Here is a 677-nt window from a genome sequence, read left to right as displayed (position 1 = left end):
AACCCAATATCAAAAAGCAGTTGCTGAACCAATTAGTTTAAACATGGTGGATCGTTCAGTCAGTAACGTATTTCCCTATGTAGGTGAAATGGTTCGTGCTGAGCTTGTTGAACATTTTGGCGCTCAAGCAATCGACTCTGGCTATAAGGTTTATACTACGATTGATAGCAAACGTCAGCGCTATGCAGAACAATCAATTCAAGATGGCCTTGAAGCTTATGATCGTCGTCATGGCTGGCGTGGTCCTGAAGCTCATGATAAACCACTTAATCAGTTCATGGCATATGCCAACACCTACCCCGCACAAGTTGTAAAAGTAAAGAGCAACTCTTTTGATGCTTTGATGCAAGATGGTTCAACAGTCACCGTGAATTGGTCAGGCATGTCATGGGTGCGTCCTTATCGTAATGCCAATAGCGTTGGCGGCGCTCCATCCAATGCTTCTCAAATTGTTAAGGTTAAAGATATTATTCGCTTACGACCAAATGAAGATAAAACCGTTTGGTCTTTAGTTCAAGTTCCAAAAGTCCAAGGACAATTGATTGCATTAAATCCAAATGATGGTTCAATTGAAGCAATCGTAGGTGGATATAATTTCTATCAAACAAAATTTAATCGTGCTTTACAAGGCTGGAGACAGCCTGGTTCAACCATTAAACCATTTGTCTATGCATTAG

At 40.8% G+C, this 677-nt stretch carries 1 pseudogene; it reads left to right on the top strand.

What is annotated here, in order from left to right:
- A pseudogene (ponA, locus tag B4237_RS07750) lies at nucleotides 1-677 on the top strand (penicillin-binding protein PBP1a); the annotation flags it as partial.

The sequence above is a fragment of the Acinetobacter sp. UBA6526 genome, from assembly GCF_002434875.1.
Taxonomy (GTDB): Bacteria; Pseudomonadota; Gammaproteobacteria; order Pseudomonadales; family Moraxellaceae; genus Acinetobacter; species Acinetobacter venetianus.
Note: the sequence above shows the minus strand (reverse complement) of the source record. Positions and strands in the feature narration are given on the sequence as shown.